The organism is Winogradskyella helgolandensis (assembly GCF_013404085.1).
Lineage (GTDB): Bacteria > Bacteroidota > Bacteroidia > Flavobacteriales > Flavobacteriaceae > Winogradskyella > Winogradskyella helgolandensis.
On sequence record NZ_JABFHO010000001.1, the window covers coordinates 2,919,230 to 2,945,779 of the forward strand.

Sequence of the window (26,550 nt, forward strand, 5' to 3'; positions counted from 1 at the left end):
TATCAAAATGAACCAACCGTTAGCATACGTGCATCCTGGTGCGAAAATCGCCAAAAATGTCGTTATAGAGCCTTTTACAACGATACATAATAATGTAAAAATTGGTGAAGGGACTTGGATTGGAAGTAATGTAACCATTATGGAAGGTGCTCGAATAGGTAAAAATTGTAGTATTTTCCCAGGCGCTGTTATTTCAGCAGTTCCACAAGATTTGAAATACAATGATGAAGACACAACCGTAGAGATTGGTGACAATGTTACTATTAGAGAGTGTGTTACTATTAATCGTGGTACGAGCGATAAAATGAAAACCGTAATTGGTAACAATTGTCTAATTATGGCGTATTGTCATATTGCTCACGATTGTATTGTGGGTAACAACTGTATTTTCTCAAACAATAGTACACTAGCCGGACATATCACTGTGGGTGATTATGTAATTTTAGCAGGTATGACAGCTGTTCATCAATTTTGTTCAATAGGAAATCATGCTTTTGTAACTGGTGGTTCTCTAGTGCGTAAAGATGTACCTCCTTTTGTAAAAGCTGGTAGAGAGCCTTTATCTTATGTTGGAATTAATTCTGTTGGATTAAGACGTAGAGGTTATGCTTCAGAAAAAATAAGAGAGATTCAGAATATTTACAGAATGCTCTATCAAAAAAATTATAATAATACACAGGCTTCAGATTTAATTGAAGCAGAAATGGAAGCCACTCCAGAACGCGATGAGATTTTGCAGTTTATAAAGAATTCGCATCGAGGAATTATGAAAGGGTATTTCAAATCGAATTAGGTTTTAGAAAAAAAAATAGATCAAAAAAATAAGTTTAGATAAACTTAAGGTTTTGAGTAATCAGAACTGAGTGATGTCCCCTTAAAGGGACTTTAGGGGTGTTATTATTAAGTAATCAACATCTAATTTATAAACAATTAAAAGATACCCACTGTTGTGGGCAATATTATGGCAAGTACATCAGATATTAGAAACGGATTATGCATAAGATACAACAACGATATCTATAAGATAGTAGAGTTTCTTCATGTAAAACCAGGAAAAGGACCAGCTTTTGTAAGAACAAAAATGAAAAGTGTTACTAATGGTAAAGTGTTAGATAATACGTTTTCGGCAGGACATAAAATTGAAGATGTTCGTGTTGAAACTCATAAATTTCAATATTTATATAATGATGGAGAATTTTATCATTTTATGAATGAAGCAGATTACACTCAAATTAGATTATTAGAATCTGCAATTGATAGAACGGATTTAATGAAAGAAGGAGAAGTGGTTACCATTCAAATTAATACTGAAGATAATATGCCACTTTCTGTAGATTTACCAGCTTCTGTAATATTAGAGGTTACTGCTACAGAACCAGGAGTCAAAGGAAATACTGCAACAAACGCTACTAAACCGGCAACAGTTGAATCTGGTGCAGAAGTTAATGTCCCATTATTTATCAACGAAGGTGATAAGATTAAAGTTGAGACAGACAAAGGAACTTATAAAGAACGTATTAAAGAATAAATGAGTTAGCAGTACACAGTCCTCAGTTTGCTGTAAATTACTAAAAACGGCATACTGATGACTGCATACTGCATACTGAATACAGACAGATGAAATTCCCGAAGTCACATACTTTAAAACAAATTGCAACCTTAATTGATTGTGAATATAGAGGTTCAGAAGATTTTGAAATCTTAGGCATTAATGAAATTCATGTTGTAGAACCCGGTGATATTGTTTTTGTAGATCATCCTAAATATTACGATAAGGCTTTAGAGTCAGCAGCAACTATCGTTTTAATTAATAAAGATGTTGCCTGCCCTGAAGGAAAAGCCCTTTTAATTTCTGATGATCCATTTCGGGATTTTAATAAAATCACATCCCATTTTAAACCGTTTAAAGCTTCAAACAGTGCTATTGCTAGTGATGCCGTTATTGGCGAAGGTACTATAATTCAACCCAATTGTTTTATAGGAAATAATGTTACTATTGGTAAAAATTGTGTTATTCATTCGAATGTGAGTATTTATGATGATGCTATTATAGGTGATAATGTTACTATTCATGCAGGAACAGTTTTAGGAGCAAGTGCGTTTTATTATAAAAATAGACCGGAAGGTTACGATCAGTTAAAATCTGGTGGTCGTGTTATTATAAAAGATAATGTAGATATAGGAGCGCTTTGTACTATTGATAGAGGGGTTACCGGAGATACAACTATTGGTGAGGGTTCTAAATTAGATAATCAAATCCAAATAGGTCATGATACCCTAATAGGTAAAAAGTGTTTAATTGCATCACAAACAGGAATTGCAGGTTGTGTAGTGGTTGAGGATAATGTTACTATTTGGGGGCAAGTTGGTATTAAAAGTGGCATTAAAATATCAGAAGGAACAATCATCTATGCACAAGCTGGATTGAATAATTCTACGGAAGAAGGCAAAACATATTTTGGTACTCCTGCTCAAGAAGCTAGAGTTTCATTTAAAGACCTTGCTTATGTGAAAAAAATTCCTGAAATACTTCAAAAATTAAAGAATTTATAATGTCAGCTATAGATGTTGTGAAGGCCTTTTACGAATCAAATTTAGTTAATGATGCTAATATGGTTCCTAAATATTTCCATAAAGATAGTGACTTACATTGGGCAAGTAGCCAAGGGTTTACGCTTCTAAATTATAAAGATATCGAAGCGTTTTTTGAAGGCACAAGACATACCGTTTTTGGTACTACTATTGAACATCCATATTCAGAACCCATTCTAGCTCATTATTCAACCCTTTGGGAAGTAAGAGATGGAAAATTATATTGTGGTTTTGAAATCAGTCAACAAGCCGATGAAAACGATAAAAAAACCATGAAATCATACGAAGAAATAAATATATAAAAGAGGTCGCTTTTGCGTTAAAATCTCTTATTTTTGCATAACGAAATACATAAAACTTAAAATCAACAATATCAAATGAGCGTTTTAGTTAATAAGAATTCTAAGATAATAGTTCAAGGTTTTACAGGTAGTGAAGGTACTTTTCACGCTGAACAAATGATTGAATATGGTACAAATGTCGTTGGAGGTGTAACTCCAGGAAAAGGAGGTCAAACACATTTAGACAAACCAGTTTTTAATACAGTTTCAGAAGCTGTTGAAAAAGTAGGTGCTGATACCACAATTATTTTTGTACCACCAGCTTTCGCTGCAGATGCCATTATGGAAGCTGCTGATGCTGGCATTAAAGTAATCATCACAATTACGGAAGGAATTCCTGTTGCAGATATGATTAAAGCGTCAAACTATATCAAAGATAAAGCGTGTCGTTTAATTGGTCCTAACTGTCCTGGTGTAATTACGCCTGGTGAAGCTAAAGTTGGTATTATGCCAGGTTTTGTATTCAAAAAAGGTAATGTTGGTATTGTTTCTAAATCTGGAACTTTAACATACGAAGCTGCTGACCAAGTTGTAAAACAAGGTTTAGGTATTACTACAGCAATTGGTATTGGTGGAGATCCAATTATTGGAACAACAACTAAAGAAGCTGTTGAATTATTAATCAATGACCCAGAAACAGAAGCTGTGGTTATGATTGGGGAAATAGGAGGTCAATTAGAAGCTGATGCTGCACATTGGTACAAGGCAAGTGGAAGTAAAAAACCTGTAATTGGTTTTATTGCTGGTGAAACGGCTCCTGCTGGTCGTACAATGGGACATGCTGGTGCTATTGTAGGTGGAAGCGATGATACTGCACAAGCTAAAAAAGCAATAATGAGAGAATGTGGAATTCACGTTGTGGATTCTCCTGCTGAGATAGGAAAGAAAGTAGCTGAAGTTTTAGGCTAATCAACAACCTATTTAATAAATATAGATGCTGAATCTTATTCGGCATAAACTGTTAAAAACCTTACAAAATCTTGTGAGGTTTTTTTATTTCGTGCAAATTGTAATTGTTATCTTTGAATTGAGGTCTTAAGATTCAGAATTGCTTGAAACCTTATTTATATAATATAGAGTAACACTAACCAATCATAAATTTATCATGAAACTTTTAGAAGGAAAAACAGCCATTATTACAGGCGCAAGTAGAGGAATCGGAAAAGGAATAGCAGAAGTATTTGCAGACCATGGTGCAAATGTTGCGTTTACATATAGCTCTTCAGTTGAAGCAGCAAACGAATTAGAAAAAGAATTAAATGCCAAAGGAATTAAAGCTAAAGGCTATCAAAGTAATGCTGCAAATTTTGACGAATCTCAAAAGTTAGCTGAAGATGTTTTAGCCGAATTTGGTGCTATTGATATCCTGGTAAATAATGCAGGTATTACAAAAGATAATCTCTTAATGCGAATGGGAGAAGCCGATTTTGACAAAGTCATTGAGGTTAACCTTAAATCGGTTTTTAACATGACTAAAGCGGTACAACGAACCATGTTGAAACAACGTAAAGGATCTATAATTAACATGAGTTCTGTGGTTGGCGTAAAAGGTAACGCCGGACAAACAAATTATGCGGCTTCTAAAGCCGGAATCATTGGTTTCTCAAAGTCAGTAGCATTAGAGTTGGGATCGCGTAACATTAGAAGCAACGTCATCGCTCCGGGATTTATTGAAACTGAAATGACAGCAAAATTAGACGAAGCAACCGTTAAAGGTTGGAGAGCTGGTATTCCACTTAAAAGAGGAGGTACACCAGAAGATATTGCTAATGCTTGTGTGTTTTTAGCAAGTGACTTAAGTGCCTATATTACAGGACAGACACTTAATGTTGATGGTGGAATGTTGACTTAAACTTTTATTTCTGCGAAGGCAGGAATCTTATGCTATTTGTGAGATTTTAATGGATAAACTAACAATTATATACATAACACTTGCTGCAATTACAGCGCTTTTATTAGCGCTGTTTCAGTATTTGTATAAGTCAAAATTAAAATCGAATCTTAAATATGTACTTACAGGATTAAGAACAATTTCAATCTTTTGTATTTTACTATTACTCATTAATCCAAAGTTTGAATCTTTTACCTATTTCGATGAAAAACCAACATTAGTTGTTGCTGTTGATGATTCGGAATCTGTTTCTTATTTAAAACAAGATGAAAAGGCTAGGGAAGTGGTTGCTGCGTTACAGACTAATTCAGAATTAAAAGATCGTTTTGATATTCAGGCTTATAGTTTTGGAAAATCAGTTTCCACTCTAGATAGTTTAAATTTTAATGAGCGCCAATCAAATTTAGCATTGGCTCTAAAGCAATTTGGTGAGGTGTATGCCAATCAAACCGCTCCAATTATAGTTTTGAGTGATGGGAATCAAACCTATGGTTCAGATTATAGTTATATAGCCAAAGGAGTTAAGCAACCTATCTATCCTATAATTTTAGGGGATTCTACAGTACATTCCGATTTAAGTATCAAACAACTGAATGTAAATCGCTATGTGTATCTCAAGAATAAGTTTCCTGTTGAAATTATCGCGAATTATAGAGGTAATGAACCCATAAATACAGAACTAAAAATATGGTCTGGTAATGTTGTCGTTTTTAGAAAAGTACTTCAGCTTGATGCGTTAAAATCTTCCGAAATTATTTCAACTGCTTTAATGGCGAATAGTGTTGGTGTTAAAACGTATCGTGTTGAGTTGGTCGCTTTAGAAAATGAAAAAAACAAAGTCAATAACGTTAAGAATTTTGGAGTAGAAGTCATTGACCAGAAAACAAATATTGCTTTAGTTTATGATCGTTTGCACCCTGATTTAGGCGCCTTTAAAAAAGCAATTGAAAGTAACGAGCAACGTAGTGTTTCTATATTAAAGCCAAAAGATGTAATAAATAAAATTAATGATTTTCAATTAGTTATATTGTATCAGCCAAATAATAACTTCAATTCTGTTTTAAAAGAAATCAAGGAACAAAAAATCAATACATTTATCATTTCAGGGGAAACCACAAGCTGGAATCTGCTTAATCAAACACGAGACTATTTTAAACAAACCATTACCAATCAAACCGAAAATTTTCAACCAAGTTTAAACAGAAACTACGGAACCTTCATTGTCGAAAATTTAGATTTCAATAGTTTTCCGCCATTGAAATCTGAGTTTGGAGCACTTGATATTTTAGTTCCGCATGAAACGCTATTGTATAAAAGCGTTAACGGAATTACAACCGAAGACATATTGTTAGCAACCTTTGAAGCTGATGGCACAAAACACGCCATTTTAAATGGAGAAGACATTTGGAGGTGGAGAGCACAATCATTTATAAATACGAATAGTTTCAATAATTTTGATGAATTTATCAATAAATTAGTTCAGTATTTAAGTTCAAACAAGAAGCGAAAGCGGATCAATATCGATTACAAATCCTTCTATAATGGTAATGATGACGTTATAATTTCAGCTCAGTATTTCAACAAAACTTTCGAGTTTGATAATTCGGCTTCATTAAGTATTGTTTTAAATAACAAGGATGACGAAAGTATAAGAGAAGTGCCACTTTTATTAAATAATGGTAATTACACAGTCGATTTAAGCGGCATCAATGCAGGCTTATATGATTTTACGATTAAGCATAATTCGGAATCCATATCTGCCTCTGGAAGCTTTCAAATTTTAGAATATAATGTAGAACAGCAATTTTTAAATGCGGATATCACTAAATTAAAATCAATTGCAGCTAATAGCAATGGTAGTGCATATTTTCCGTCACAAACAACTGAATTAATAAACAGGTTATTAAGTGATAATCGCTATAAAACAATACAAAAAAGCACTAAAAATATCGTACCTTTGATAGATTGGAAATATCTACTTGGTTTGATCGCGTTAAGCCTTTTTATTGAGTGGTTTATTAGAAAATATAACGGATTAATTTAAAAAGAATAAAATGGAGAAATTACCAAAGATTGGATTACCGATTTTAATCGGAGTTGTGCTTTTAATTATCGTTTTAGCAAAGTCTGCTGTTACTTTAGACTCTGGTCATGCAGGTGTACTATACGAAACACTTAGTGGAGGTGTAAATCCAGATAAAGCACCATTAGGTCCAGGATTTCATGTTATTGCGCCATGGAATAGAGTCATCGATTATGAAACGCGTCAGCAAGAAGTTGCAGAAAAAATGGCGGTATTATCGTCTAATGGTTTGGATATTAAACTAGACGCATCTATTCTGTATCAACCAGATGTTAAAAGTTTAGGAAAATTACACAACCAAAAAGGTGAAGATTATTTAAGTCGTGTACTTCAACCAGCGATTAGAAGTGCGGCAAGAAGTGTTGTTGGTAGATATACACCAGAGCAGTTGTACTCTAGTAAAAGAGATGCGATTCAAGAGGAAATCTATGAGGAAACTAAAAAAATAGTAGAACCACAGTTTATTCAATTAAACGATATTTTAATTAGAGATGTTACTTTACCTCCGACAATTAAAGAAGCAATTGAGCGTAAATTGAAACAAGAGCAAGAATCATTAGAGTATGAATTTAGACTTGAAAGTGCTAGAAAAGAAGCTGAAAAAGTAATTATCGACGCACAAGGTAAAGCTGACGCTAACCGAATTTTAAGTGCATCTTTAACAGATAAGATTCTTCAAGATAAAGGAATTGAAGCGACAGTAAAACTTTCTGAATCGCCAAATAGCAAAACCATTATTATTGGTTCTGGAGATAGTGGATTACCAATTATCTTAGGAAATCAATAATTGAAGATGCAAATTCTATTAATATGTTAAAAATTTGTTTTCTTTGAATTAAAATTAGGATTACTAAAATTAAATTAACAATATTTGTAGTAACAATAAGAAACATGACAACTATTCAATTTCATCATCATTTTCATACTAGCAATCAAGCGAGGTGAATCTGTATTGAATAAGTTCAAAATATATTTTAAAACCCGTTTGAGAAATCAGATGGGTTTTTTGTTTTATAATCTCATGCTGAAATCTTAGACATAATCAAAATTTAAAAATGAGTAAATTAAAAATTGCCGTACAAAAATCGGGTCGACTTAATGAAGATTCCATGAAAATTCTAAAAGAAATTGGAATTTCTGTTGATAATGGTAAAGATCAACTTAAAGCTTCAGCGCGTAATTTTCCACTAGAAGTTTTCTATTTAAGAAATGGTGATATTCCACAATATCTTAGAGATGGAGTCGTAGATGCAGCCATAATAGGTGAAAATGTCTTAATAGAAAAAGGAAATGATTTAAAGATTGTAGAACGTTTAGGATTTTCAAAATGTAAAGTTTCTATTGCGGTTCCAAAATCATCAAAAGCGAAAAGTTTAAAAGATTTAGACGGAAAACGAATCGCCACATCGTATCCTAATACGGTGAATCAATTTTTAGAAAAAGAAGGACTTAAAGCCAATTTACACATCATTAATGGTTCTGTTGAAATAGCGCCAAATATTGGTCTTGCAGATGCGATTTGCGATATCGTATCTAGTGGAAGTACGCTTTTTAAAAACGGACTAAAAGAAGTAGAAGTGCTTCTAAAATCAGAAGCAGTTTTAGCAACATCACCTAAAATTTCTGAAGAAAATCAAGCTTTAATTGATAAACTTCAATTTCGATTAAAGTCTGTTTTAAAAGGAAGAGAAAGTAAATATGTACTGCTTAATGCGCCAAATGATAAATTAGACGATATCATAAAAATCCTTCCAGGAATGAATAGTCCTTCTATTTTACCTTTAGCCAAAGAAGGCTGGAGTTCGGTGCACTCAGTTTTAGACAAGAATGATTTTTGGAATATTATTGATGAATTAAAAGCGAATGGAGCAGAAGGTATTTTAGTTTGTCCTATCGAAAATATGGTACTTTAAATATGAAATTATATCGTAATCCAGAAAAATCAACTTGGTCAACATTGCTTCAACGTCCTACGCAATCTGTTGAAGTGATTGAAGCGACTGTCAATCAAATTTTTGATGAGGTTCAACGTGAAGGAGATAACGCCATTAAAAAGTACACTCAAAAATTTGATGGTGTTGCGTTAGAATCTAATCTCGTTTCTAAACAAGCTATTGAAGAGGCTTCACAGTTAGTCAGTGAAGATTTAAAAGAAGCTATTGTATTAGCTAAAGAGAATATTGAAAAATTCCATAAAGCTCAAAAAACAGGAAAAGTAGAAGTTGAAACTGTACCAGGTGTATTGTGTTGGCAAGAAAAACGACCTATTCAAAAAGTAGGCTTATATATTCCAGGCGGAACAGCTCCATTATTTTCAACGGTTTTAATGTTGGCAGTTCCAGCTCAAATAGCAGGTTGTAAAGACATCGTATTGTGTTCACCACCAAATAAAGAAGGGAAAATTGCTAATGAGATTTTATATGCTGCTAATCTTTGTGGTGTCACTAAAATTATAAAAGTAGGAGGTATCCAAGCAATTGCAGGATTAACTTTCGGAACCGATACAATTCCGCAAGTCTATAAAATATTCGGCCCAGGTAATCAGTTTGTAACGGTTGCCAAGCAGTTAGCGACAAAATATGGAGTTGCTATTGATATGCCTGCGGGTCCTAGTGAGCTTTTAGTGATGGCAGATGATTCTGCAAATGCAGCTTTTGTAGCTTCAGATTTATTGAGTCAGGCGGAACATGGTAGTGATAGTCAAGTGATTTTGGTAACGACGTCTCAAGATTTTGCAGATGGTGTTTCTAAAGAAGTGGAAAAGCAATTACAAGCTTTGCCTAGAAAAGCCATGGCTGAGAAAGCCATAGCCAATTCTAAATCTATTATTGTAGATTCTAATGAAATAGCCATTGAACTTATTAATGAATATGGTCCTGAGCATTTTATTGTTGCAACACAAAACAATGATTTCTTTGTAGAATATATTAGTAATGCAGGTTCTATTTTTATTGGTAATTATACACCTGAAAGCGCTGGTGATTATGCTTCTGGAACCAATCATACATTGCCAACAAATGGTTTTTCTAAAGCGTATTCTGGAGTTAATTTAGATAGTTTTCAAAAAAGTATGACGTTTCAAAAAATATCAAAAACAGGTATTCAGAATATAGGATATGCTATAGAATTGATGGCAGAAGCCGAAGGTTTACAAGCACATAAAAATGCAGTAAGCTTAAGATTAATAGATTTATTGAACGAGTAATGTCGTCACTTCGAGTGATTTCGAGGAACGAGAAATTGTATCGAGAAGCAATTATAATGAAGAAAAATTTCAACCTAAATTATCTCATAAGAGAGAACATAAAATCCATTAAACCCTATTCCTCAGCAAGAGATGAATATAAGGATATCACCGAAGGTATGGTTTTTATTGATGCTAACGAGAATCCATTTAACACCAATGTGAATCGGTATCCAGATCCTCAGCAAACCAATGTTAAAGCACGTTTGTCTGAATTAAAAGGAATTTCGAGCAACCAAATCCTTTTAGGTAATGGAAGCGACGAAGTCTTAGATTTAATATTTAGAGTATTCTGTGAGCCTAAAAAAGATAATATAATTACGCTTCCTCCAACCTACGGCATGTATGATGTTTTGGCAAATCTAAATGCAGTAGAAAATATTGAAATTGAATTAGAATCGGATTTTCAGCCTAATACAGATGAAATTCTAAGAGCGGCGCACACACATACAAAGCTCTTATTTTTATGTTCCCCTAATAACCCAACAGCCAATAGTTTTGATGCTATAAAGATAGAGGAATTGATTAATGAATTTCAAGGTATTGTGGTTATTGACGAAGCATATATTGATTTTTCAACAAAAGAAAGTTGGTTAAGTCGCTTGGATGAATTTCCAAATTTGATAATTACGCAAACCTTATCTAAAGCATATGGTTTAGCCGGAATTCGATTGGGAATCTGTTATGCTTCTAAGGATATAATTTCAATTTTAAATAAAATAAAACCACCATATAATATCAATCAATTGACTCAAGCTAAAGCTTTGGATCGTTTAAATGATATAGATTCTGTTCATAATGAAGTGAAAAGCATAATTTATGAAAGGGAAAAACTGAGTAAAGCTTTGACGTCAATTACTTTTGTACAAAATGTATTTCCTTCGGATGCTAATTTTATTCTGGCAAAAGTAGATGATGCTAATCAACGCTATCAGCAATTGATTGAAAAAGGAATTGTGGTTAGAAATAGAACCAATCAACCTTTGTGTGAAAATTGTTTACGGTTTTCAGTAGGCACAAAAGAAGAAAATGAAAAGTTAATTCAGACATTAATTCAATTATCATAATGTTGGTCTTTCCGTACTTGATGCGGAATCCACAAATATATTATTAATCTAAAATTAGATTCCTGCCTGCGCAGGAATGACAGTAACATATGAAACCAGTATTATTCATAGACAGAGACGGTACACTAATAAAGGAACCAGCAGATGAACAAATAGATTCGTTTGAAAAATTAGAATTCTACCCAAAAGTGTTTCAATTTTTAAGCAAAATTGCTAAAGAATTGAATTTCGAAATTGTAATGATTACCAACCAAGATGGTTTAGGAACAGATGTCTATCCTGAAACCACGTTTTGGCCTGTTCATAATTTTGTGCTAAAAACTTTTAAAGCTGAAGGTGTTGTTTTTAAAGAGCAATTTATAGACCGGACTTTTGCAAAAGACAATGCACCAACTCGTAAACCAAATACGGGTTTGTTAACCAAATATTTTTCTGAACCTTATGATTTAGAGAATTCTTTTGTCATTGGAGATCGACTAACAGATATTGAATTAGCAAAAAATCTTGGTGCAAAAGGAATTTTCATAAACGATAACACCAATTTAGGAACCGATGAAGTTACCATAAGTAATACTGAACTTAAAGATTACATTGCTTTAGAAACCAATGATTGGGAAGTGATTTATGAATTTTTGAAAACAACGGAACGTGTCGGAAGTATTGAGCGTAACACCAACGAAACAAAAATTAAAATTGATTTAAATTTAGACGGTACAGGAAAAAGCGACATCGATACTGGAATCGCTTTTTTTGATCATATGTTAGATCAAATTGCGCGTCATGGTCAGATAGATTTAAATATAAAGGTTGATGGTGATTTAGAGGTTGATGAGCACCATACTATTGAAGATACAGCAATAGCTTTAGGTGAAGTGTTTGCGACAACATTAGGAAATAAATTAGGTATAGAACGTTATGGATTTTCATTGCCAATGGATGATTGTTTAGCGCAAGTCGGTATTGACTTTGGAGGGAGAAATTGGCTCGTTTGGGAAGCCGAATTTAAACGTGAAATGATTGGAAAAATGCCAACTGAAATGTTTTATCATTTCTTTAAATCATTTACAGATGGAGCAAAATGTAACTTAAACATAAAAGTTGAAGGTACTAACGAACATCACAAAATTGAAGCCATTTTTAAAGCGTTTGCAAAAGCGATTAAAATGGCGGTAAAACAAAATGTTGAAAAAATGATTTTACCATCGACAAAAGGAATGCTGTAAAGCCTTTAGCTGTTAGCCATTTACTAATAGCCAAAAGCCAAAAGCTAAAAGCAGAAAAATGAAACTATCAATAGTAAATTACGGAGCAGGAAATATTAAAAGCATTCAATTCGCTTTTCAGCGTTTAGGATACGAAGCGGTATTAACTGATAACCCAGAGGAAATTATGACATCTGATAAAGTGATTTTTCCGGGAGTTGGTGAAGCAAATTCGGCAATGATAAAACTAAAACAAAGCGGTTTAGATCTACTAATTCCAACTTTAAAACAACCCGTTTTGGGCATTTGTTTAGGTATGCAATTAATGTGCAAACATACAGATGAGGGTAATACAAAGGGGTTAGGAATCTTTGATGTGAATGTAAAACGATTCTCTAATAAGGTAAAAGTGCCACAAATGGGATGGAACACCATCTCTAATCTTAAGTCAGATTTATTTAAAGATATAAAAGAAGAAGAATACATGTACCTTGTGCATAGTTATTACGCAGAACAGTGTGATGAAGCTATTGCAACTTCAGATTACGAATTTGAATATGCTTCTGCATTAGAAAATAACAATTTTTATGGAGTGCAATTTCATCCGGAAAAAAGTAGTAAAGCCGGAGAACAATTATTGAAGAATTTTTTAAAATTATAAGAAGACTTTTTGTTTTAACTATTAGTCCTCAGCTAATAGCTAAATGCCAAAGGTTAAAAGCCATATACATGAGAATAATACCAGCCATAGACATTATAGAAGGAAAATGTGTTCGTCTAACAAAAGGAGACTATAACACTAAAAAAATTTACAACGAGAATCCGTTAGAAGTCGCTAAGGCGTTTGAAGATTCAGGCATTGAATATTTACATCTCGTAGATTTAGATGGCGCTAAAGCCAAACATATTGTCAATTATAAAATTTTAGAATTAATCGCGTCAAAAACAAATTTGAAAATTGATTTTGGAGGTGGATTAAAATCTAATGAAGATTTGAATATTGCGTTTAATTGTGGAGCCAAACAAATTACAGGTGGTAGTATTGCGGTTAGTGATATGGAAACATTTGAAGGATGGTTGTCAAAATACGGACCACAAAAAATCATATTAGGAGCGGATAGTAATGACGGTAAAATCGCGATTAATGGTTGGCAGGAAGAAAGTAATGAAGAGGTAATTTCTTTTATTAAAAACTACCAGAAAAAAAGTGTTCAATATGTGATTTGTACAGATATTTCAAAAGATGGCATGCTCGAAGGACCTTCACTTGAATTGTATAAAACGATTATTAAAGACTGTAGCAATAATAGTTCAAGTCAATCTATTAAACTTATTGCATCCGGAGGTGTTTCGGGAATTCAAGATTTAGAAGACCTAAAAACTATTGGTTGTGAAGGTGTTATTATCGGAAAAGCGATTTACGAGAATAGGATAAGTTTAAAGGAACTGGAACGATTTATATAAAATAGCAATTGGTCTTTTGTTGTTAGCTTTTAGCTAATATCTAAAGGCTCATTCCTAAAACCTAAAATATGTTAACAAAAAGGATAGTCCCATGCCTAGACATCAAAAACGGTAGAACCGTAAAAGGTGTCAATTTCGTAGATTTAAGAGATGCAGGTGATCCTGTTGTATTGGCTAAACAATATGCTGATTTAGGTGCAGACGAATTAGTATTCTTAGATATTGCAGCGACTCTAGAAAACCGTAAAACAATGCACGATATGGTTTTAAAAGTGGCAGAACAAGTCAATATTCCCTTTACAGTTGGTGGTGGAATTTCATCAGTTGAAGATGTGGATGACTTATTACATTGTGGTGCGGATAAAGTATCTATTAATTCATCTGCTGTAAAACGACCAGAACTTATTAATGAACTTTCAGATAAATTTGGAAGTCAATGTGTAGTTGTTGCTATTGATGCTAAAGAAGTTGATGGGGAATGGCTCGTCCATTTAGCAGGTGGAACCATTCCAACTGAAATTAAATTATTCGAGTGGGCGAAAGAAGTAGAAGAGCGAGGAGCGGGTGAAATTCTCTTTACATCCATGAACCATGATGGTACAAAAGCTGGTTTTGCAAATAAAGCTTTGGCTAAATTATCAGAATTAGTGAATATTCCTATTATTGCTTCAGGTGGAGCAGGATCAATTCAGCATTTCGTCGATACATTTAAAATAGGAAAAGCAGATGCAGCATTAGCAGCAAGTGTTTTTCATTTTGGTGAAATTCCGATTTTAGATTTAAAAGAAGCATTAAATAAACAGGATATACCTGTAAGATTATAAATGTCATTCCTGTACAGACAGGAATCAAAAATAGAGTATTAATAAAAATAGATTCCTGCTTTCACAGGAATGGCAAAAAAATATTATGAACGTAGATTTCAATAAAAACTCAGATGGTCTTGTGCCAGCAATTATTCAAGATAATAATACTAACAAAGTATTAATGTTAGGTTATATGAATGCTGAAGCTTTAAATAAAACTATTGATACTAAATTAGTTACTTTTTTTAGTAGAACCAAACAACGACTTTGGACAAAAGGTGAAGAGAGTGGAAATGTTTTAAACTTGGTAGACATTAAGTTGGATTGTGATAGCGACTCGTTATTAATTAAAGTGAGTCCAGAAGGTCCAACATGTCACAAAGGAACAGATACGTGTTGGAATGAAACTAACGAAGAAACTTATGGTTTTATTTCAATGCTTGAGGAGACCATAGCTTCTAGAATAAAAGAAGGTGATTCTGAAAAATCATATGTCGCATCATTATTTGCCAAAGGAATTAATAAAGTGGCTCAAAAAGTTGGAGAAGAGGCTGTTGAAGTTGTTATAGAGGCAAAAGATGATAATGATGACTTGTTTTTAGAAGAAAGTGCCGATTTATTGTTCCATTATTTGATGCTTTTACAGGCAAAAGGGTTCAAATTGAAAAATGTGGTGTCTGTGCTCAATAGACGAAAGTAACCATTTCTTAGACGAAAAGTATGTCGTGTTTTTTAAAAGTAGGGGCAGTATTACAAATGGTGAATTTCGTCGAATATATTGACTTTTAATCGGTTATAATTTTTTATTATACATAAATTTGGTCCATCATTAACTGAACAAAAAGACCAAATCTCATGAAAAAATCTAAACCTACTTTAGTTATTTTATTATTTCTAAGTGTTTTTAATTTATCCAAAGCACATGAAAACTTAAAAGTAACATCAGCAATAAATGTTATATCAAACAATGAATTACTCAATGCTACATATGTAGATGACCCGAGTATTTTTACTTATGATAATGGTTGGGTTGATGGATTAAATCCTATTGGTTCAGTAGCTCACTTAGATACTAGACACATTTTAATTTTAAATGGGGATTTGGTAGTGTCTGCGAATACTATATGTGATCAAATTACGGTAAGTGCAGGAGCATCTTTAACTATAGATGTAGGGGTAACTTTAACTGTAGCTGCAGTTATAATGAATTCTCAATCTAATATGTATTCCAGTTTTATTTCAAATGGAACAATTGTAGGTGATCCTGTTGTAACTTATAACCGTTTTACTGAGGAAATTGGTACAAATGATTTAGTCTCATCACCTGTTTCAGGTGAATTATTTCCTGCTTTTGCAGCTACCAATATATTAACGCTACCATTCTCTAATGATTTAAGAGCTTTTGCACCTTACAATACAATGGCTGGAGCTTATGAGAATTATGATATATTAGTCAATGCCTTAACTACAATAGAAACTGGTAAAGGGTATAGAGCCGCAACATTAACTCCTGGAGGAGATTTCTTGAAATTTACAGGTATAGCAGAAACTGGCGATGTTACAGGTATTGTACTTTCAGACGCTGTATCGGGTGACGCCTGGAACCTTATAGGTAACCCATATCCTTCTTATATTGATGCTGAAGCATTTTTTATTGAGAATGTTTCACAATTAGACGCTAATCAAAAAGCAATTTATGGGTATGATGGTGATGCTTCTGATGGTTGGGCTGTTTGGAATTCTGCAACAATAGCAGCTTCAGAAATTTCTGAATTAATTGCTCCTGGTCAAGGATTCTTTGTAAAAGCGAAAATAGGTGGTGGACTTATAGATTTTACAACTTCCATGCGCCGTACAGGATCTACAGATGATTTTATTGCTGGTAGGTCTTCAACATCATCATCACACTATGGACATATAAAATTGAAATTAAGCTCTAGTAGTTCTAATTATAATACCGATTTTTATTTCAACAGTAATGCTTCGGACGGTTTAGATCCAGGTTACGATGCTGGTATATTTGGAACAAACCCGCCTGTATTTTCAATTTATTCTAATTTGATTGAAGGTGATGCAAATCTCGCTTTAGCTATTCAAGCATTAAATAATGATTCTATGAGTAACGTTGTAGTTCCATTGGGAGTAAATGCGAATCAAGGAGAAGAGCTAACATTTAGTATTGTAGAAAGCGATATGTCGGATAGTACTAATATGTATTTAGAAGATACAGTAAATGAAACGGTAACATTATTAAATACAACGGACTACATATTTACTCCTGTTAATGATTTAAGCGGAACTGGACGATTCTATCTTAGATTTGAAACTACCACACTTAGTACTATTGATGTAGATGTTGAGTTAGTGAAAATTTATACTAACAATGCGACAAGGACAATTAATATAGAGGGTCAATTGCATAACAAAACTGTAGCAAAATTATTTGATACTAACGGTCGTCTTGTTCTAACTAATGTTTTGAATACCAATAACGCAACTCAATCTATCGATGTTAGTCAATTAAGCTCTGGTGTATATATTGTAGAGTTAGATAATAATACAAATGAAAGACGCATAGAAAAATTAATAATTAGATAATTCTTATATCTGGAAAAAAAACTACTTTAATTAGAAACAGCCATAATTTAATAATTATGGCTGTTTTGTTTTTGCGGTAATTTTAAGAAAGTTTATTCACCAGCAAGCACAATTTTTAATTCAGGATAATTAGCTTGTAATTCCTTTTGTAATCCGATAACATGAGAGGCTCCAACAATAACAATATTTCGTTCTGAATCTGATGCCATAACTTGTTCTCCTATGTTTTTTGCCATTCGCATGTTGCGTTCGTTCCAATAAATTTCGCCTTCAGTACAACCTTCAGTTTGAACTGTAACGTATGTAAAAGAACTCGATTTATGTAATTGTTCTAAGGATTTTATTTTATTGGTATGTTTTCCTAATCCTCTAAAAATGGCAGGAATAATAGCAGAATTGTAAGCCTTCTTATTTAGTTTAACATTAATAGCATTATTACCGTTTGATTGTCCTTCTTTGCTGCATTTAGACCAAGCATCATGATATTCACCATTGGTTTGTTGGTCGTCCATTGAAGTCAGTCGTTTTATCTCTTTATTTAAGGCGAGTTTAAAAGTTAAGTCTCCGTCTTCATATCGTGTTGGTTTTTTAGAGCCGTCTATACCATACTTTTTAATATAAGTGTAGAATTCATGATTGGCATTATCTCTATGGTAAGCAAAAGATGTAATCATAAAATCTAAATCTTCAGAAGTCATATCGGAAAATGATTTTTCTAAAATAGCATTGTATTTTTCAATATTTGGAGTAAAAACCTGTTGAATAGAATCTGATAAATAATAAAAGGCTTTGTAGTTTTTAGACCAACCCTCTTTTAAATAGTCCCAACTCAAGGTGTCATTACCTTGTGGACTTTCAACATAGATGGCTGTAGGATTATATTTTTTAGCACGTCTTAACATGGGTTTGTAACTGTTCTTTACAATATTTGGAACCGTATGCATGGTGCCTACAATTAAGATTTCTTTTTGAGCTTCTTGAGCGTTTCCATTTAATGTTGAAATAAATAATACGATGATTAAAGTGAATAGCGTTCTCATAGTTAATGCGTTTTAGTGTTAAACTTTCTTGAAGCAAACTTACATTTGAAAATGCTATTAATACAGTATTAATAGGTGTTTGGGGTGAAATGACCTTAGTTTGTGGTGGAATTAATCATCGTTTTTATATGAGTCTTATACGTTTTGGAGATGGGTACCTCTACATGATGATTAAGGATTACCAAAAGCTTTCCATTTTCAGTTTTCCAACGTTGAAAATGAAAAGGATTAATAAGATAAGAGCGATGTGCACGAAGTAATTCTGGAAATTCCTCTGCAATAACTGATAGCTTATTTCTAATTAATGTTTTCTTTAAGCTAGGGCCTGAGAGGTGAAAAACTTCAATATAATTGTCTGACGATTGAATGCTAATCACGTCATTTAATTGTAAACGTAATCCTTCATAATTACCTTCTCCTTTAATTTCAATTTTTTGATCGTCTATTTGCTTTTCATAATATTTTCCGAAACTAAAACGTCCAATTAATATAATTGGCAAAATTGTAGCTACTGCAGGTAGTAAAATTGCAGTAAGCATATATCCTAAAGTGTAGGGGTTAGGTTCATTAGCTACCACTATATATAAATAATAACAGCGTGCAATTAGGATAGATACTATTGAAAAGGTGAGTATAAAAACAAGTTCGCTTAAAACCATCCATTGCTTTTTCAACCTCTGATATAAATAGGTTTGAAATGGTAAAAAGAGCAAATAACAAAAGCCGGCAACTAAACCGTAGCCAGGTAAGTAAATAAGTTTTTCATTAGTAGACAATTGATTGACGTCGAGCGGTTCTGTGAAGTATAAAAATACAAATACCCAAATTGCCAATAGTAAACTAATTATCACATGGTGTTTAATTAAAGGATCAAACGGATATTTCATAGGTTTTATTCTTCTAAGCTTTTCATTAAATAATGATAACCATAGTAACGACAAGAACCATTGTTGGCACTTACAAACTCATTACTAGTTGAATTTAAAAATAAATAATTTTCAGTAGTAGTACAATAATAGTCGCTTAAGTCTAGGTTGTAAACTTCAAATTCAAACTCGCGTAAACGTCTAACTTGATTGGCATTCAGTTTTTTATTCTTGTGATAATTTGTGTTGATGTAATATTCAGATTCTTTTTTATATAATTCTAATTTTGTACTATAAGATAAGAAACAGCCAGAGCTATTTGTGTAAAGATTAAGTATTTCATTTTCTTTTAATGCATCGATAAGCAAACAACATTTGGTGTCTTTAATTAAAGAATAATCTAATGAATCTTGATAAAAAATGACTTTAGTATTTTTACTATTTATTGTAAAGTCAATGTTGTTTTCTTGTTTGTAAAATGTAGAATAAACCAATTTGTAAGGTCCAAAAGGTAGTTTAAAATTAGAATCTGTTAGGCGCTTATAATTATAAATTTCAGAGTCGTCAATGGATTCTATGATATAACTTCGATTAAGGTTGAATTCTTCAGGTTTATATTTGATGTATAACTCTTCAATTTCAATTTGACCTTTTTTTATTTTAACCTTTTCCTTTTCGCAATTCATTAAGCTAAAGAAAATGAATAATACGATTAAATTACATCTCATATGATTATAATAATCATAAATATAAGCATTGCTTTTGGAATCGTCAATAAAATTACGTTCTTGTCATTATGTTTGATAAACGCTACTATTATCTTATAAAAATTCAATATTTAGGTTATCGTTTTCATGGTTGGCAAAAGCAACCTGATGTTAAAACGGTACATCTAATGATAGATCGTACTTTAAAATTTATTTTTCAAGATACGCGGTTTAAAACTTTAGGTGCTGGCAGAACAGATGCCATGGTGTCTGCAAATGAAGCCGCTTTAGAGTTATTTGTATATAACGAGCCACTTCAAGATTTCGATGCATTTTTGGATTTATTCAATCTTAATTTGCCTCAAGATATTAGAGCTTTATCTATTGAAGAAGTTGATAAGCAATTTAATATTATTCAAGACTCCAAATTAAAGGAATACCACTATGTATTTTCAGAAGGTCAAAAAAATCACCCATTTTGTGCACCAATTTTAACTACAATTCTTGAGCCGCTTAATGTTGATTTAATGAAACAAGGTGCTAAATTATTTGAAGGTCATCATAATTTTAGAACCTATTGCTATCGCGCTACAGATAAAGGACAATATATAAGGACCATTGAATATTCAGAAATTGTAGACAACGATATATATACAGCCAATTTTTTCCCTGAGAAATCTTATGTGTTAAAAGTTGTAGGTAAAGGTTTTATGCGAAACCAAATCCGATTAATGGTTGGCTGCTTAATTAAATTAGGAAGAGGAGACGTTACTTTAGGTTATATAGAAGATACTTTGAAAATGGAAAGTACGGAAGTGATGGATTATATTGCACCAGCTTCTGGTTTAATTCTACATTCCGTTAATTTTGAATAAAAAAAGGTATTAATTCTATTGAACTAATACCTTTTATAATTGGTTGGTTTTGCTTTATTATCTTGAATTGATAACATATAGTTATCCAAATTCAAAAATCTTAGCATTTTAAATAAAGAGATTTATTTTCCGTTTATATTACATGAAATAAGTACATATAGTGCTTATTTATTTTTCCATGTAAAATAAATAGTAAGATGTTAATTTCTACATGAAATTAACGAATAAACAAACTCTAAATATTTAATCTGCTACGTGCACTTTAGGCTCTTTGTCTACAAATTTTCCATTGACAGATTCACCTAAAATGATAACTTCTTTTGAGCGCTCGTACATTTTGATAGCACGATGCATCTGTAATTTGGTTCCACTGTATAGTTTTACACCTGATTTTGAGCCTTTGTTTCTAATCTCAATATAGAAACCATCCTTTAGTGCTGTTGGTCTTGTTGCTGGTCTACCCATAAATATATTGTCTGTTTTTAAAAGTAGTGCATAATAGGGAAAATTATAAGAACTCACAAGTTTATTCCAAAACAATTATTAAGACAATTAACTTTAATATTAAAACAATTTAAGTCGGAGAGTTTTCATTGAAAAAGCCTCTAGATATTTCTGAGATATCTACACTTAAAATTGATGAATTAAGCTTGAATTTTTTAGGTCCTCAGTCATATTTTAATAGAGTTAAGACTCTTTGGATACGAGCAAATAATACAGCGCTGTACTTCCGATATTTGTCATTGATAAACTTAATAACTCAATGAAGGAACAATTTAACACAGCTTTTGGAAATTTAACGGACAAACTAATTGGTTGGTTTAATACAATAATAGAAAGTATACCAAATTTAATACTAGCCATTTTAGTAATGGTAGCAGCCTATTTTTCTGCTAAATATGTAAGTAGGTTAGTTGTTAAAATAGTAGATAAAAGAGTTAAACAAGACTCTATTAAAAGTGCTATTGCTCGTGTAACTGCTGTTGTGGTTGTTGCTTTAGGATTATTTATAGCACTAGGTGTTTTAAATTTAGGCAAAGCATTAACATCTTTGCTTGCAGGTGCTGGTGTTGTTGGTTTAGCTATTGGTTTAGCATTACAAGGTACTTTAGCAAATACTTTTGCAGGTCTTATTTTATCCTTTAGAAAAAAAATTCAAATTGGACATTGGGTTGAAACCACAGGGTTTTCAGGTGAAGTTATGGATATAAACCTTAAAGATTTTACGTTAAAAGAGGCGGATAACAATATCGTGATTATTCCAAATAAAACGATTTTAGATAATCCTTTAAAAAACTATTCTTTAACTACCAAAATGAGGATTTTTATTGAGTGTGGAGTAGGTTATGAGTCCGATTTAGAAAAAGTTAAGCAATTAACAAAAGACGTTATTGCTAATAATTTTGAGCAAGTAAAATCTGCTGAAGACGTTGAGTTTTACTATACCGAATTTGGTGATAGTTCTATTAATTATTTATGTCGATTTTGGATAGATGCAGAAAGTATGTTGGAAAAATTAAGAGCAAAAACAACTGCAATTATTGAAATTAAAAAGGCGTATGATAAAGAAGGTATAAATATTCCTTTTCCAATCAGAACCTTGCAGTTTGATAACAAGCTAGATGTAAAGGCTTCCAACTTAAGGGAATCAATTAACAATAATTAGAATACGATTTTAGTAACGTTATCATTTGAGTCAAAAGTCAATCGGTTAGAGCAAATTATATCATATGTACATTCCGATATTTGTAATAACAATAACCCGTAAAACCAAAAAACAATGAAAAAATTTAGTTATTTATTTATAGCATTATTTAGTTTAAGTTTAATGACCACCAGTTGCAGAGAACAGAAAGATACAGGTGATAAAATAGAAGATGCCGTTGACGATGCAGGAGATGCATTTGAAGATGCAGCCGATGATGTCGAAGATGCCGTTGACGACAACTAATATAAGATTATAATATTATCATAAAAGCCATCGTTACGATGGCTTTTTTTTATTTTTATAAAAAAATCAACTGCTATGAGTCATACGATATCAAAAGAGCTATTCACGTTTTTTAAAAAACTAGAAAAAAATAATGATCGCGAGTGGTTTAATGACCATAAGCCAGAATTTAAAGCTATAGAGGCAAAGGTGAAATCTGCTTATAATTACTTAGGTGAATTGATGAGCGCTCACGATCAAATAGAAAAAATAAAGATTTTTAGAATTTATAGAGATGTACGCTTTTCTAAAAATAAATTGCCTTACAAAACACATTTTGGTGGTTCGTTTGCGAGAAAAAAACCGGAGCTTAGAGGTGGTTATTATTTACATATTCAACCAAATGACGAATCATTTATTGCAACCGGATTTTGGGATCCAAGCAAAGAAGACTTGTTACGCATTAGAAAGGAATTTGAAATGGATGATAGCGAAATGAGAGCTATTTTAAAAGACAAAACTTTTAAAGCAACTTGGGGCAATTTTACAGGCGATGAATTAAAAACGGCTCCTAAAGGCTTTGATAAAGAACATCCTTCAATAGATTTAATACGAAGAAAGCAATTTATCTTCGTAAAAAAATATTCTGATAAAGAGGTTTTAGCAGACGATTTTCTAAAAGAGGTTAATGAATCCTTTAAAAATATAAGACCCTTTTTTAATTACATGAGTGATGTGCTCACTACGAACTTAAATGGTGAGTCTTTATTATAGCACGTCTTTTATTAAATAGCTCTTTTCATTAAACTTAAACTGATCACCTTTTTTGCGATTCTTTAGAAGTTGACCCAAAGGGGATGCCAGAGAAATAATATAATATTCTGAATCCTCTAATTCAACTTTTCCCAAGCTCAAAGCTATATAGAAAGTTATACTATCTGTTTTAACTAAACTACCTAAAACAACATTATCCGAAACTAAATTAGGACGAACCAATTTTAATTGCTCACGCATTTTGTTGGCATCGTTAAGGTAATTCATATTTTTTTCTAAATCATCTAACAATTTAGAATTACCAGAATCATCTTCTTCATTACTTACTTTATCATTGTTTTCAATAGATTCTTTTATTAATTCTATTTCGTTTTTGTAACCTAATACACGTTTATCAGCATATTTAGTACAAAGTTCTAAAAGTTGTGTCTTTATAGTCATTAAAAGATTAGCTAAACGTTTTGATGAATTTTTGGTTGTGCAAATAATTGAATACTTTGAATTAAGCGCTCTTTTACAATAGCCATCATTCGTTTGTTTAAAGCAGATGAGTTTTGAATATAACGTTCGTACTCTTCAACTGTAAATTGGCCTATAATCATTCCTTTTAAAGAATTCCTGAATTTAATATCCTTTTGTATCGCATTTGAAATATAGTTGAGTTGTTCATCTAAATTCAAATTGTAAAAAACATTTTTGTGTTTTACAATATAATTATTGAAAACAGCAATAAGTAAATCATGCTGTAATTTAATTATTGGTCGTAAGGTTTTGTTTTGAAAAGCTTCATCTGCACTAGTACCATTATAAATTTTAGCAGATAAAATTTCGGGTCTGATGGAAAGTAGGTTGTTAAATCTAGTCGTCATAATATTATGATTAAGGATTAATTCGGAATTAAAATTAAGGAAATAGAAAGCACTTCAATTTATAGTCGTAATATCTTGTTAACGCTCTTATTAACATTCTACATATTAACATTCATAAATCAAATGCATTTTTATATTCAGAGTAGTTAGTAAATATTATCTTTATATCATATAAAAAACATAAAATATAGAATGAGATTTCATACAAGAAAATGGGTTAAACCCGAAGATTTAAATCCTAATGGTACATTGTTTGGTGGTCAACTTTTGGCTTGGATAGATGAAGAGGTAGCGCTTTATACTGTTATACAACTCGAAAATTCAAAGATAGTCACCAAATACATGTCTGAAATAAATTTTATGGCATCAGCAAAACAAGGAGATATTGTAGAGATAGGAATTCTAGTAAAAAAATTCGGGAAATCCTCAATAGCTTTAAAATGTGAAGCCAGAAATAAAATGACTAGAGAAACGATACTCTCAGTAGAAAATATCGTTATGGTTAATTTAGGTCCAGACGGAAAACCACAACCTCATGGTAAAACAGAAGTAGAGTTTGTTAAAGACAGATTAAAGGATTACTAATCTTTATTGCCTAAAGCTAGTTCGTAGATTTCTAAATCAAAATATTTTACGGAAGCTAAAACGTGATCGAAGATATCGCCCAAAATATATTCATAATTTTTCCAACGTTGGTCACTACTAAACGCATATATTTCCAATGGAATACCTTGTGCAGTTGGTTCTAATTGACGCACCATTAAAGTCATATCTTTATTTATGGCAGAATGGTTTTCAATATACGTTTGAAGGTATTTTCTAAACACACCAAAGTTGGTTAGATTTCTTCCGTTAATTAAAACAGATTTGTCAATATTGTGTTGTGTATTGTAAGTTTCAATTTCGGTAGCACGTGTTTTTAAGTACTCGGATACCAATTGAATTTTGCTTAACCGTTCAATATCTTCAGTAGTTAAAAAATTGATTGTAGAGGTTTTAACAATAACAGACCGTTTTATACGTCGTCCGCCAGAATCCATCATACCTCTCCAGTTCTTAAACGAATCGGAAATTAAAGCATACGTAGGAATCGTAGTAATCGTTTTATCCCAATTCTGAACTTTTACAGTTGCTAAATTTATTTCAATTACATCACCATCTGCACCATATTTTTCAAAAGTGATCCAATCTCCAATTCTTACCATATCGTTAATGGAGACTTGAATACTGGCTACAAAACCTAGGATTGTATCCTTAAATATTAAAATAATAACCGCTGAAGCGGCACCTAAAGTCGTAGCAAATTTAAGGAATGAAACTCCTGTTATAATAGCTAAGATTGAGAATAATCCAAGTAACCAGGCAAAAATCATAAAAACTTGCACGTAGCTATCAACGGGTTTGTCTTTGTATCTGTTTAGAGTTTTTAGGTAATCTTTTATAGATCTTAAAAAACTTCTAATAATTTGAAGCGTAAGGACAATGGTGATAACTTGTAGTGTTTTTTCTATAATATTCTGAGCAATTTCAAAATCCACAAAAACTTGAGGCACAAACTCTATTAGAATTAAAAGCGGTATAATATGAGCAATGTTTCTTGGTAGTTTGTTGGTAACAAGAATGTTATCAAAATCCGTTTTGGTTCGTTTGGCAACACTTGCAGAAAACCTCCAAAGAAAACGTTTAGTAATATAATCTACTATAAATGCAATTACAATTAAAGCCAAGAGAAGCCCAAGCATATTAAGATATATAGCTGTGTCTTCTGTTATGCCTTTTTCTATTAGAAAATTATAAAATGTATGTCTTATGTTAAGCACGACGTGATTTTGTTAAGTATTTTTTATCAATATAAAATGTACCAAAAGGAATTATAGAAGCCAATAAAACAATCCAAAGAGTACGGGTTGGCCATTTCATGTCTGTGCTAATTAATACTGCAATCACAACATAAGCCATAAATAAAAGACCATGTGGCATTCCTAATAATTTCACATATTGAGGATCTTCATATAAATATTTAATTGGTGTTGCTATAAACAGTAACAAGATGTAAGAAACACCTTCTAGCAACGCTATAATCCTAAAAAAAGGTAATAATTTTGGCATAGTATTAAATTTTGTGCAAAAGTACTTTAGAATAAGTGAATAAGAGCAGATTTTAACAGCTTTTAAGAAATTACTAAAAACTAAAATTCTAT

At 32.1% G+C, this 26,550-nt stretch carries 30 protein-coding genes; 22 read left to right on the forward strand and 8 right to left on the reverse strand.

Features of this window, described 5'->3' with window-relative positions:
- Nucleotides 1–7: 7 nt before the first annotated feature.
- The 17 genes from lpxA to HM992_RS12365 all read left to right on the forward strand — a co-directional run bounded on the left by lpxA (nt 8) and on the right by HM992_RS12365 (nt 17,288).
- A complete protein-coding gene (gene lpxA, locus HM992_RS12285) occupies nt 8–793 on the forward strand; it encodes an acyl-ACP--UDP-N-acetylglucosamine O-acyltransferase (protein WP_178985269.1) in 786 nt (261 codons plus the stop codon).
- Between the two features lie 168 nt (nt 794–961).
- Nucleotides 962–1,528: an elongation factor P gene (gene efp / locus HM992_RS12290; RefSeq protein ID WP_178985270.1), complete on the forward strand. Its 567-nt coding sequence runs from the start codon at nt 962–964 to the stop codon at nt 1,526–1,528.
- A gap of 89 nt (nt 1,529–1,617) precedes the next feature.
- Nucleotides 1,618–2,553, forward strand: coding sequence for a UDP-3-O-(3-hydroxymyristoyl)glucosamine N-acyltransferase (locus tag HM992_RS12295; protein ID WP_179319875.1), 936 nt, complete (start codon nt 1,618–1,620; stop codon nt 2,551–2,553).
- A complete protein-coding gene (locus HM992_RS12300) occupies nt 2,553–2,894 on the forward strand; it encodes a nuclear transport factor 2 family protein (protein ID WP_179319876.1) in 342 nt (113 codons plus the stop codon). Before HM992_RS12295 ends, HM992_RS12300 begins: the two co-directional genes overlap by 1 nt.
- Nucleotides 2,895–2,969: 75 nt before the next feature.
- Nucleotides 2,970–3,842 (forward strand): succinate--CoA ligase subunit alpha, encoded by an 873-nt coding sequence (gene sucD, locus HM992_RS12305; protein ID WP_178985272.1) that lies wholly within the window; start codon nt 2,970–2,972, stop codon nt 3,840–3,842.
- Nucleotides 3,843–4,038: 196 nt separating this feature from the next.
- A complete protein-coding gene (gene fabG / locus HM992_RS12310) occupies nt 4,039–4,785 on the forward strand; it encodes a 3-oxoacyl-[acyl-carrier-protein] reductase (protein ID WP_178985273.1) in 747 nt (248 codons plus the stop codon).
- Nucleotides 4,786–4,834: 49 nt separating this feature from the next.
- A complete protein-coding gene (locus HM992_RS12315; protein ID WP_179319877.1) occupies nt 4,835–6,868 on the forward strand; it encodes a vWA domain-containing protein in 2,034 nt (677 codons plus the stop codon).
- A gap of 10 nt (nt 6,869–6,878) precedes the next feature.
- Nucleotides 6,879–7,694: a prohibitin family protein gene (locus tag HM992_RS12320; protein ID WP_178985275.1), complete on the forward strand. Its 816-nt coding sequence runs from the start codon at nt 6,879–6,881 to the stop codon at nt 7,692–7,694.
- Nucleotides 7,695–7,962: 268 nt separating this feature from the next.
- On the forward strand, nt 7,963–8,820 hold the full coding sequence (hisG, locus tag HM992_RS12325; RefSeq protein WP_178985276.1) for an ATP phosphoribosyltransferase: 858 nt from the start codon (nt 7,963–7,965) through the stop codon (nt 8,818–8,820).
- A gap of 2 nt (nt 8,821–8,822) precedes the next feature.
- The gene (gene hisD, locus HM992_RS12330; RefSeq protein ID WP_179319878.1) at nt 8,823–10,112 is read left to right on the forward strand and encodes a histidinol dehydrogenase; all 1,290 of its coding nucleotides are present in this window, start codon (nt 8,823–8,825) and stop codon (nt 10,110–10,112) included.
- Nucleotides 10,113–10,168: 56 nt separating this feature from the next.
- Complete coding sequence (gene hisC / locus HM992_RS12335; RefSeq protein ID WP_178985278.1) at nt 10,169–11,218, forward strand: histidinol-phosphate transaminase; 1,050 nt, start codon at nt 10,169–10,171, stop codon at nt 11,216–11,218.
- A gap of 89 nt (nt 11,219–11,307) precedes the next feature.
- Nucleotides 11,308–12,441 carry a bifunctional histidinol-phosphatase/imidazoleglycerol-phosphate dehydratase HisB gene (gene hisB, locus HM992_RS12340; protein ID WP_179319879.1) on the forward strand — a complete coding sequence of 378 codons (1,134 nt, stop codon included), beginning with the start codon at nt 11,308–11,310 and terminating at the stop codon, nt 12,439–12,441.
- A gap of 58 nt (nt 12,442–12,499) precedes the next feature.
- Nucleotides 12,500–13,081 carry an imidazole glycerol phosphate synthase subunit HisH gene (gene hisH / locus HM992_RS12345; protein ID WP_178985280.1) on the forward strand — a complete coding sequence of 194 codons (582 nt, stop codon included), beginning with the start codon at nt 12,500–12,502 and terminating at the stop codon, nt 13,079–13,081.
- 68 nt (nt 13,082–13,149) lie between these two features.
- Nucleotides 13,150–13,884, forward strand: a complete 735-nt coding sequence (gene hisA / locus HM992_RS12350) for a 1-(5-phosphoribosyl)-5-[(5-phosphoribosylamino)methylideneamino]imidazole-4-carboxamide isomerase (RefSeq protein ID WP_179319880.1) — start codon at nt 13,150–13,152, stop codon at nt 13,882–13,884.
- 68 nt (nt 13,885–13,952) lie between these two features.
- Nucleotides 13,953–14,708, forward strand: coding sequence for an imidazole glycerol phosphate synthase subunit HisF (gene hisF, locus HM992_RS12355; protein WP_179319881.1), 756 nt, complete (start codon nt 13,953–13,955; stop codon nt 14,706–14,708).
- An 85-nt stretch (nt 14,709–14,793) separates the two neighbouring features.
- A complete protein-coding gene (hisIE, locus tag HM992_RS12360; RefSeq protein ID WP_179319882.1) occupies nt 14,794–15,390 on the forward strand; it encodes a bifunctional phosphoribosyl-AMP cyclohydrolase/phosphoribosyl-ATP diphosphatase HisIE in 597 nt (198 codons plus the stop codon).
- 155 nt (nt 15,391–15,545) lie between these two features.
- Nucleotides 15,546–17,288 (forward strand): T9SS type A sorting domain-containing protein, encoded by a 1,743-nt coding sequence (locus tag HM992_RS12365; protein WP_179319883.1) that lies wholly within the window; start codon nt 15,546–15,548, stop codon nt 17,286–17,288.
- Between the two features lie 92 nt (nt 17,289–17,380).
- Here the strand turns inward: HM992_RS12365 and HM992_RS12370 are convergent, their stop codons facing one another.
- The 3 genes from HM992_RS12370 to HM992_RS12380 all read right to left on the reverse strand — a co-directional run bounded on the left by HM992_RS12370 (nt 17,381) and on the right by HM992_RS12380 (nt 19,880).
- Nucleotides 17,381–18,328 (reverse strand): DUF5694 domain-containing protein, encoded by a 948-nt coding sequence (locus HM992_RS12370; protein WP_179319884.1) that lies wholly within the window; start codon nt 18,326–18,328, stop codon nt 17,381–17,383.
- A 95-nt stretch (nt 18,329–18,423) separates the two neighbouring features.
- On the reverse strand, nt 18,424–19,215 hold the full coding sequence (locus HM992_RS12375; protein WP_179319885.1) for a LytTR family DNA-binding domain-containing protein: 792 nt from the start codon (nt 19,213–19,215) through the stop codon (nt 18,424–18,426).
- Between the two features lie 5 nt (nt 19,216–19,220).
- On the reverse strand, nt 19,221–19,880 hold the full coding sequence (locus HM992_RS12380; protein WP_179319886.1) for a hypothetical protein: 660 nt from the start codon (nt 19,878–19,880) through the stop codon (nt 19,221–19,223).
- Between the two features lie 110 nt (nt 19,881–19,990).
- Between HM992_RS12380 and HM992_RS12385 the strand changes: the two genes are divergently transcribed.
- Nucleotides 19,991–20,776 carry a tRNA pseudouridine synthase A gene (locus HM992_RS12385; protein ID WP_179319887.1) on the forward strand — a complete coding sequence of 262 codons (786 nt, stop codon included), beginning with the start codon at nt 19,991–19,993 and terminating at the stop codon, nt 20,774–20,776.
- Nucleotides 20,777–21,019: 243 nt separating this feature from the next.
- Here HM992_RS12385 and HM992_RS12390 read toward each other — a convergent pair whose 3' ends face one another.
- Nucleotides 21,020–21,241, reverse strand: coding sequence for a hypothetical protein (locus tag HM992_RS12390; protein ID WP_115808801.1), 222 nt, complete (start codon nt 21,239–21,241; stop codon nt 21,020–21,022).
- 298 nt (nt 21,242–21,539) lie between these two features.
- On the opposite strand from HM992_RS12390, the gene HM992_RS12395 reads away from it, so the two are divergent.
- From HM992_RS12395 to HM992_RS12405, 3 genes are all read left to right on the forward strand, one after another.
- Complete coding sequence (locus HM992_RS12395) at nt 21,540–22,442, forward strand: mechanosensitive ion channel family protein (RefSeq protein WP_179319888.1); 903 nt, start codon at nt 21,540–21,542, stop codon at nt 22,440–22,442.
- Between the two features lie 114 nt (nt 22,443–22,556).
- A complete protein-coding gene (locus HM992_RS12400; RefSeq protein WP_178985290.1) occupies nt 22,557–22,727 on the forward strand; it encodes a hypothetical protein in 171 nt (56 codons plus the stop codon).
- A 75-nt stretch (nt 22,728–22,802) separates the two neighbouring features.
- Nucleotides 22,803–23,480, forward strand: a complete 678-nt coding sequence (locus HM992_RS12405) for a DUF2461 domain-containing protein (RefSeq protein WP_179319889.1) — start codon at nt 22,803–22,805, stop codon at nt 23,478–23,480.
- Here the strand turns inward: HM992_RS12405 and HM992_RS12410 are convergent.
- Together HM992_RS12410 and HM992_RS12415 are read right to left on the reverse strand one after the other, a co-directional pair.
- Nucleotides 23,475–23,921 carry a hypothetical protein gene (locus HM992_RS12410; RefSeq protein ID WP_179319890.1) on the reverse strand — a complete coding sequence of 149 codons (447 nt, stop codon included), beginning with the start codon at nt 23,919–23,921 and terminating at the stop codon, nt 23,475–23,477. The genes HM992_RS12405 and HM992_RS12410 overlap by 6 nt on opposite strands.
- An 11-nt stretch (nt 23,922–23,932) precedes the next feature.
- On the reverse strand, nt 23,933–24,349 hold the full coding sequence (locus HM992_RS12415; RefSeq protein WP_179319891.1) for a glyoxalase: 417 nt from the start codon (nt 24,347–24,349) through the stop codon (nt 23,933–23,935).
- Between the two features lie 192 nt (nt 24,350–24,541).
- Here HM992_RS12415 and HM992_RS12420 point away from each other — a divergent pair, with 192 nt between their 5' ends.
- Complete coding sequence (locus tag HM992_RS12420; RefSeq protein WP_178985294.1) at nt 24,542–24,934, forward strand: acyl-CoA thioesterase; 393 nt, start codon at nt 24,542–24,544, stop codon at nt 24,932–24,934.
- Here the strand turns inward: HM992_RS12420 and HM992_RS12425 are convergent.
- Complete coding sequence (locus HM992_RS12425; RefSeq protein ID WP_178985295.1) at nt 24,931–26,169, reverse strand: mechanosensitive ion channel family protein; 1,239 nt, start codon at nt 26,167–26,169, stop codon at nt 24,931–24,933. The genes HM992_RS12420 and HM992_RS12425 overlap by 4 nt on opposite strands.
- Entirely contained in the window at nt 26,162–26,458 is a 297-nt protein-coding gene (locus tag HM992_RS12430; protein WP_178985296.1) for a DUF3817 domain-containing protein, read from the reverse strand. The genes HM992_RS12425 and HM992_RS12430 overlap by 8 nt, the downstream gene beginning before the upstream one ends.
- Nucleotides 26,459–26,550: the final 92 nt, after the last annotated feature.